6 protein-coding genes and 1 pseudogene are annotated in these 7,831 nt (G+C 59.6%); 2 read left to right on the top strand and 5 right to left on the bottom strand.

Translation table 11 applies throughout. The features are described from left to right. On the bottom strand, positions 1 to 902 hold a 902-nt coding region (locus DBR18_RS29965; protein WP_256588964.1), incomplete at its 3' end, for an ABC transporter permease. 397 nt (positions 903 to 1,299) lie between these two features. Between DBR18_RS29965 and DBR18_RS25230 the strand changes: the two genes are divergently transcribed. Further along, entirely contained in the window at positions 1,300 to 2,313 is a 1,014-nt protein-coding gene (locus DBR18_RS25230) for an ABC transporter substrate-binding protein (protein WP_108592356.1), read from the top strand. Positions 2,314 to 2,398: 85 nt separating this feature from the next. Here the strand turns inward: DBR18_RS25230 and DBR18_RS25225 are convergent, their stop codons facing one another. After that, complete coding sequence (locus DBR18_RS25225) at positions 2,399 to 3,319, bottom strand: LysR family transcriptional regulator (protein WP_007963461.1); 921 nt, start codon at positions 3,317 to 3,319, stop codon at positions 2,399 to 2,401. Positions 3,320 to 3,500: 181 nt separating this feature from the next. On the opposite strand from DBR18_RS25225, the gene DBR18_RS25220 reads away from it, so the two are divergent. Continuing rightward, positions 3,501 to 4,421: a TauD/TfdA family dioxygenase gene (locus tag DBR18_RS25220; protein ID WP_108592355.1), complete on the top strand. Its 921-nt coding sequence runs from the start codon at positions 3,501 to 3,503 to the stop codon at positions 4,419 to 4,421. 107 nt (positions 4,422 to 4,528) lie between these two features. Here DBR18_RS25220 and DBR18_RS25215 read toward each other — a convergent pair whose 3' ends face one another. The 3 genes and pseudogenes from DBR18_RS25215 to DBR18_RS29960 form a co-directional block, all read right to left on the bottom strand. After that, on the bottom strand, positions 4,529 to 6,145 hold the full coding sequence (locus DBR18_RS25215; protein WP_108592354.1) for an alkaline phosphatase family protein: 1,617 nt from the start codon (positions 6,143 to 6,145) through the stop codon (positions 4,529 to 4,531). Positions 6,146 to 6,356: 211 nt separating this feature from the next. After that, the gene (locus DBR18_RS25210) at positions 6,357 to 7,304 is read right to left on the bottom strand and encodes a transposase (RefSeq protein ID WP_108592353.1); all 948 of its coding nucleotides are present in this window, start codon (positions 7,302 to 7,304) and stop codon (positions 6,357 to 6,359) included. A gap of 231 nt (positions 7,305 to 7,535) precedes the next feature. After that, positions 7,536 to 7,831: pseudogene (locus DBR18_RS29960) on the bottom strand (LysR family transcriptional regulator); the annotation flags it as partial.

The following is a 7,831-nucleotide window of genomic DNA, read 5'->3' as shown; positions in this document are numbered from 1 at the left end:
CACACACCGATCATGCCCAGCGGCACCAGCCACGGTTGCACTCGCTGCCAGCCTTCATAGCGCGGGCCACGGCGGATTTCCGCAGTCGCCGGGTGCGGCCAGTGCACCAGTTTGCGGTCGAGCCAACCGATACCGCGATCCATCGCAACGCCGAGCAGGCCGATGACGGCGATGCACACGAACACGATGTCGAGCATGAACAATTGCCGCGCCCAGACCATCAGGTAGCCGATGCCTTCGCTGGACGCCAGCAGCTCCACCGCCAGCAAGGAAGTCCAGCCAGCGGCCAGGGCCAGACGCACGCCGGCCATGAACGCCGGCAGCGCGGCGGGCAACACCAGACGCCGGATCAGCAGGTAGGGAGGCAGGCGCAACACGGAGGCGGCTTCGCGCAGTTTCGGCTGCGCATCACGCACACCGACCAGGGTGTGCAGCGTCACCGGGACCACGATGGCCTTGATCAGCACCACCAGTTTCAGCACTTCGCCGATGCCGAAAAACACCATGAACAGTGGAATCCACGCCAGTGTCGGCACCTGCGCGAGACCTGCGAACGTCGGGAAAATCAAACGTTCCAGACGCCGACTGAATCCCAGAGCCGCGCCGAGCACCGCACCCGCCGAAATCCCGGCGAGCAGGCCCCAGAGCAAGCGTTGCAGGCTGATCCACAAATGACTCCACAGTTCGCCATGGGCCAGTTCGATGGCGCTGTTCCACACCAGCGATGGGGCCGGCAGGATCTGTTCGCTCATCCATTGATTGCGCGCGGCCAGCCACCACAGGGCGAACAGGCTGACTGGCAGCAACCAGGGCAACAGACGTTGATTCAGGCTGGGCCATACGTGCCGACTTTTCAGTGGCGGCGCGGGCAGCGGCAGGCTGAGCAGGGAATCACGGGCCATGGGTGACCTCCGTTGTCGGGTTGGATCGGGAGCAGGATCAAAAGATCGCAGCCTTCGGCAGCTCCTACAGGGGGACGCGTCCGTGAATTCGCCCCTGTAGGAGCTGCCGAAGGCTGCGATCTCTAGCGGTATTAGCTATAAACAAATCGTTATAAGCAAAATGAAAAACATTAGATTTGGAGATAAGCACCGCCATTTAAGGCCTGCAGCTCAACGCGCATCCAATGCATTCGAAGAATATTTTCGATGCTGTTAATGCATACGCCGCTGTAACCCGCGTTGTTGCTTGCTTAGCGTTAAAGGCTATAAAAATGTGCATTTATAGTATTTAAGCGAAGGTCATGCTTCGGCCTACTTTCGGTTCCTCAACGCCTGTCGTGATCAAGGAGCCGCACCCATGAACCTTCCCTTCAAACGAGTCTTCAGTCTGTTTGCCATCCCGGCGCTGGCGGGGCTGCTGGCGTTTACCGCGCAGGCCGATGAACTCAAGGAGATCCGGATCGCCGTCCCCGACCTGAGCGCCGGGACCCAGCACAGCGGCGGCGGTGTGGTGGACGTGCTGCGTGATCAGCAGATCTTCGAAAAAGCCTTTGCCGATCAGGGCATCAAGATTCAATGGAGCTTCTTCAAAGGCGCCGGGCCGGTGATCAACGAGGCGTTTGCCAACGGTCAGGTCGATCTGGCGTATCTGGGCGACCTCGCGGCGATCATTGGCAAGTCCAACGGTCTCGATACCCGTTTGCTCAGCGCCAGTGCGCGCGGGGTGAAGCAGTATCTGGGCGTGGTGCCGGGGTCGGGGATCAAGAGCCTGCAGGATCTGAAAGGCAAGCGCGTGGCGATTTTCCGTGGCACCGCCACGCAGCTGTCGTTTGATGCGGCGCTGGCCAGTCAGGGCTTGAGCGAGAAGGATCTGAAAGTGATCAACCTCGACTTCAGCGGGGCGGTCGCGGCATTGGCGGCCAAGCAGATCGACGCGTCGTGGGGCAGCTCAGGGCTGACGGCGCTGCAAGCCAAGGGGCTGGCGGAGTTGCCGCTCAGCACCAAGGATCTGGGCGGCGCCGGCAGTGTGCAATCGGTGCTGGTCGGCACCGGCAAGTTTGTCGACGGGCACCCGGAGGTCGTGGCCAAACTGCTCAAGGCGCAGCAGCAGGCCGTGGAATGGCTGACTCAGGACAGCAACAAGGACGCTTACGTGCAACTGGTGTCGGGGCTGGCGAGTTATCCACCGGTGATCCTGACCCAGGATCTGGCGGATCAGAAGCTCAGCGAAGTGTTCCCGTCGACGCTGGATCCGGTATTCCTCGGCAAGTTGCAGGACTCGGTGGATCTGGCGGCGCAGCAGAAGCTGATTCGCAAGCCGTTCAAGGTCAGTGATTGGGTGGCGCCTGAACTGGCGGCGGCCAAGCTTTAAAAACACAAGATCGCAGCCTTCGGCAGCTCCTACAGGAGAACGCATTCCCATGTAGGAGCTGCCGAAGGCTGCGATCTTTTGATCTTCAAACGGCCACGCTGATTGTCTGCTTATCCACCGCCACCAACGTCTCGATCATCGCTCTGGCTGCCGGCGATAAACGAAACCCAGTGCGGCTGACAATCCCGCAGCGCGCATTCATGCTCTCCAGATTCTGCGGCAGGTTGCGCCAGTGCAGCAGCGCCAGCGAACCCTGGGCAATGTCTTCGACGAACGCCTCTTCCGTGCCCACGCCAATCGCGTTGGATTGCAGCACCACTTTCACCAGCGCCGGGAAATGCTCGGTCTCGATGGTCGGCGAAAAATCGATCCGGCCGCTGAGGTTCGCCAGCAATTTGCGGATCCCCGGCGGGATCAACGTGGTCGCCAGCGGGTAGTCGAACATGTCGTTGGTCGACAGGCTTTCCTTGGCCAGCAGCGGGTGCCCGGGCCGGCAGAAAAACACCCCGCGCTTGGGTGTCAGGGCCTGGGTCTGGAAGTTCGGATCGGCCTCGAAATGGCGGATATCGGCGATGAAGAATTCGATCTCTTCGCGGCTCAGTGCACGACTGAGTTTTTCCCAGTTATCCACCTGAAAACAGGTGCGCACTTTCGGGTGTGCGTTGATGAATTGCGCCACCGCATCGGGTACCAGTTTCACCGCCGGGGCCGGGCCGCAGCCGAAGTGCAGTTCACCGGCATCGAGCTTGGTCATCTGCGTCACTTCGGCGCTGAGCAACGCCGCGCCCTGCACCAGAGTCAGCGCATGTTGCAGCACCACCTGGCCTTCGGGCGTCGGGCGCAGATCCTTGTTGCCACGATCCACCAGCACGCAGCCGAACTCCTGCTCCAGCCCTTGAATGCTGCGGCTGAATGCCGGCTGGGTGATGCCCATTGCATCCGCCGCACGGACAAAACTGCGGTGTTCGTTGAGGGCGATGAAGTAACGCAACTGGCGAAGATCCATATGCTTTTCCGGCATCCTAAAAATAGCTCGAAGGCATTTGCGACGAGGGTTGCTTGAGGTTTTAAATGCAAGCTCTTATTCCGTCAACGAAGCATGTGAATATCTATTAGATGTAAATGGAATATAGATAGAGCGATGCTTCGCTGCCGTCCATCCGCAAGCAGTCGATGAGGGTCTACCCATGAGCAATGCCGCACTCGCTGTAAAACCCGCTGTCCACGCGCTGGAAATTCACCCGGTGGCCGGCCGTATCGGCGCCGAGATTCGTGGCGTGCACCTGTCCGGTGAACTGGACGCCGCCACCGTCGAAGCCATTCAGCAGGCGCTGATCCAGTACAAGGTGGTGTTCTTCCGCGAGCAGACCCAGCTCGACGATCAGCGCCAGGAAGCCTTTGCCCATCTGCTCGGCGAACCTGTGGCGCATCCCACCGTGCCGGTGCGCGAGGGCACCCGTTATCTGCTGGAGCTGGACGGCGCCGAGGGCCAGCGCGCCAACTCCTGGCACACCGACGTGACCTTCGTCGACGCCTACCCGAAAGCCTCGATCCTGCGCTCGGTGGTGGCCCCGGCCTTTGGTGGCGACACCCTGTGGGCCAACACCGCAACCGCGTACAACGAACTGCCAACGGAGCTGCGTGAGCTGGCGGACAAACTGGTCGCCGTGCACAGCAACGAGTACGACTACGCCGGGGCCAAGCCGGACGTCTCGGCAGAGAAGCTCGAGCGCTATCGCAAGATCTTCACTTCGACGGTTTACGAGACCGAGCACCCGGTGGTGCGCGTGCACCCGATCAGCGGAGAAAAGAGCTTGCTGCTGGGGCATTTCGTCAAACGCATCAAGGGTTACTCGCAGGCTGATTCGGCGCACCTGTTCGGCCTGTTGCAGAGCCATGTGATCCGTCAGGAAAACACCGTGCGCTGGCGCTGGAAGGCGGGCGATGTGGCGATCTGGGATAACCGTTCGACCCAGCATTATGCGATTGATGATTACGGCACTCAGGATCGCATCGTGCGGCGGGTGACGCTCAAGGGTGAAGTGCCGGTCGGGGTTTCGGGGCAGCGTAGTCAGACCATTAAAGGCGCGGATATCGTCGGCGTTTGATAAGGCCCCATCGCTGGCAAGCCAGCTCCCACAGAGATTTGTGTCGGACACAAAGGATGTGAACAACGCAAAACCTGTGGGAGCTGGCTTGCCAGCGATGCTTTTAACTACCACACACCGATCTGCACGACTTTCTCGACCTCCGGCTCTCCATAGCGAAACCGCTGCCCGCGCAAATCAATTTCCTGATGACTGATCGTGGTCCGCCGCTTCAACCCGCGCACCCATTCAAACAGATACCCCGCATGCTCTTCGCGCACCGCCGCGTACGCCGGATCCTCACCCAGATCGCGCAACTCCTGCGGATCATTCAACAGGTCAAACAGTTGCGGCCGGAAGCCGTCGTACGCCAGGTATTTCCAGCGCTCGCTGCGCACCATGGTCATGCGGCAGCGGTCGATCGGCTGAACGAGTCGCTCACGCGCAGGCGCTTGAAAGGCGTAGTCGTATTCGCTGATGGCATAGCGGCGCCAATCGGGATTTTCCCCGTGCAGCAGCGGGATCAACGAGCGTCCTTCCAGTCGATGTTCGGCCCCTGGCAAACCCAGGGCCTGGAGAAACGTCGGCAGGGCGTCAATGGTTTCCGCCAGGCGTTCATCCACCGTCCCCCGAGTGATATCCGCCGCCGCGCGCGGGTCGCGCACGATCAATGGCACGCCCACCGCTTGCTCCAGCAAAAACTCCTTTTCGCCCAGCCAGTGATCGCCAAGAAAGTCGCCATGATCGCTGGTGAACACGATCAGCGTGTCATCCCAGCGACCGTTGCTCTGCAGAAAATCGAACAGCCGCCCGAGTTGATCATCCACCTGCTTGATCAGGCCCATGTAGGTGGGGATTACATTCAATCGTACGGAATCACGGGAGAAGTTGAGGCTTTCCTCATGTTGACGAAACGCCGTGTATACGGGGTGTTTGCTGGCTTCGGAGGGCGTTGCGCGGACCGCTTCGAGAATCGATTTCGTACTGTACAAGGCGTGGTATGGCGCCGGTACGATATAGGGCCAGTGCGGTTTGATGTAGGAGAGGTGTAAACACCAGGATTTCTCACCTTGCTCGGTGATGAAGTCGATGGCTCGATTTGTAGTGTAGACAGTCTCTGAGAACTGCTCGGGAATTCGCGCTGGCAAATGGGCATGACGCATGTGCCAGCCGCTGAGGATTTCGCCATTCTCGCCTTCGGCGGCGTTGGCCCAGTCGTGCCAGGGATTGCGCCCGTCGAAGCCCTGCTTGCGCAGGTAATGGGTGTAGGGCGCGGATTCGCGTTTGTCGTCGAACAGCGGGTCGTCGGGGTAGATCCCGTCGTGGCGAAAGTACGGCTCGAAACCGACCTCGTTGAGCACTTCGGCCTGCGCGCTGTCCGGGTTGATCGCCAGACGCTGCAAGGCATCGACGTTGGCCGTGGCGTGGGTCTTGCCGACCAGCGCAGTGCGGATGCCGTGGGGGCGCAGGTAGTCGCCGATCGTCAGTTCCTCCAGCGGCAACGGCACGGCGTTCCACGCCACTTGGTGGCTGCTGACGTAGCGCCCGGTGTAGGCCGACATCCGCGACGGGCCGCAGATCGTGCCCTGGGTGTAGGCGCGGCTGAAGCGCACGCCGGCGGCGGCCAGGCGATCGATGTTCGGCGTGTGCAGATGCGGATGACCGTAACAGGACAGGTAATCGCGGCGCAGTTGATCGCACATGATGTACAGCACGTTGCGCACGGGGTTTTGCGGGTTGGACATGGGGTTCACCGGTCAGAAAGACAGGTGGGGGTTGTCGCTTTCGGCGGGGGTGTTCGGCAAGTGCATTTGGGGAATGGGTTTTATGCAGGGGATGCATCGGTGCCCGTGGCGACGCCTTCGCTGGCAAGCCAGCTCCCACAGGATTTGCTCCAGGCACAAATGATGTGAACACCCGGAACTTGTGGGAGATTCTATGGTTGAGGGAAAGCCCTCAACCGGCCTTCGGTTGATATTCGCTTTGCCCCTTGAGCAGAGCGAATACCACCCGCGCAAGCTTTCGAGCCAGTATCACCAGTGCCTGTGTCGTGCTGAAGCCTCGGGCTCTTTGCTCCTCGTAGAAGACTTTCCAGGCTGGCGTACGACTGGCCGAAATGGCTGCGTTATGCAGCAGTCGACGAGCTTCCGGATCTCCGCGCTTGGTCAGGCTTCGGCGACCATCCTTTTTCCCCGACTGTGACACTCGCAAATCCATCCCCAAAAACGCGATGAATGCATCTGCATTCCTGAAATCACCCCGTTCAAACGCAACAATCAAACGGGCGCCAGTCAAAAAACCAACGCCTTCGACCTTCGTGCATCGCGTCAGTTGGGCAAGCAAACCGGCTTCCTTCAACTGCTCGTTGATCATCTTCTCGACCAACGTCTCAAGCCTCTGCATTGAGGCCACTTGCTCGGCAAACGCGCTTTTAAGCAGCGGCTCATTTTTCCAACTTTGCACCAAGCCAACGCGCGCCTGAACCAGCGCTGCGCGACGACGAAAAAGGCTCAAGAGTCGGCGATACAGCGGCGATGGCGGAATCCAGGGATGCAGTTCTTCGTATTCATTTTTCAGATAACGGGCGAGCAGTTTGGCGTCCAGCGCGTCGGTTTTGGCGCGAACATTCACTCCTTTGCGGTAATGACTCAGCTCGTAGCCACCGACCATGTAAATCGTGCACCCGGCTTCATGGGCCAGATCGGCGAACGCCAAGTGATAGATATTGGTCGATTCAATGGCCAGATCAACCGGTGCAGGCAAGGCTTTCAGCCATTTCTTGATCGCTGCCTTGTCATTGGAAATAGTCTCGAGCAGATCCAGCTCGGCCTGATAGATGACCAGCTCATTCTTGGCGACATCCACGCCCACGATTGGCTTGGAAACAGAAACCGACATTGCCATTGAACACCCCCCGAGATATGGTTTTGAGTACTTGAAGGGATCACTCAGAGGCGCAGGCTTGTTCCTATCGTCGGTCTAGCCAGATGCATTCTTTATCGGCGCTTGGGTGAAAGGAGGAGGGGCGAAATCTCCCACGGATCTGTACTGCGCCAACAGTCAGAATCTGGCTTTGTCCCTCCTCCTCCCTTCAAGTCCCAGCATACAAGCTGGCTTGCCAGCGATAGCGGTAGCTCAAACAGCAAAATTTTCGAGTGAACACACCTCCTCATCCACCGCATCAATCACCTTGATCTGCTCAATCATCGCCTCCGCCAACGGCGACAGCCGATACCCCGCCCGGCTGACAATCCCGTAACGGGTGTACAACTCTTCCAGATCATCGGCCAACCCTTCGATCCGCAAACACACCAGCTCACCCTTGGCCTGATGCAGCGCATCGGAATACGCGCCAACGATGCCGATGGCATCGGAGCGCAGCACCACGCTGAGCAGGCTCGAGCTGTTTTCGCACTCGACATTGGGGGTGA

It is taken from the genome of Pseudomonas sp. HMWF021, assembly GCF_003061005.1.
Lineage (GTDB): Bacteria > Pseudomonadota > Gammaproteobacteria > Pseudomonadales > Pseudomonadaceae > Aquipseudomonas.
This window is presented reverse-complemented; position numbering and strand designations above follow the sequence as displayed.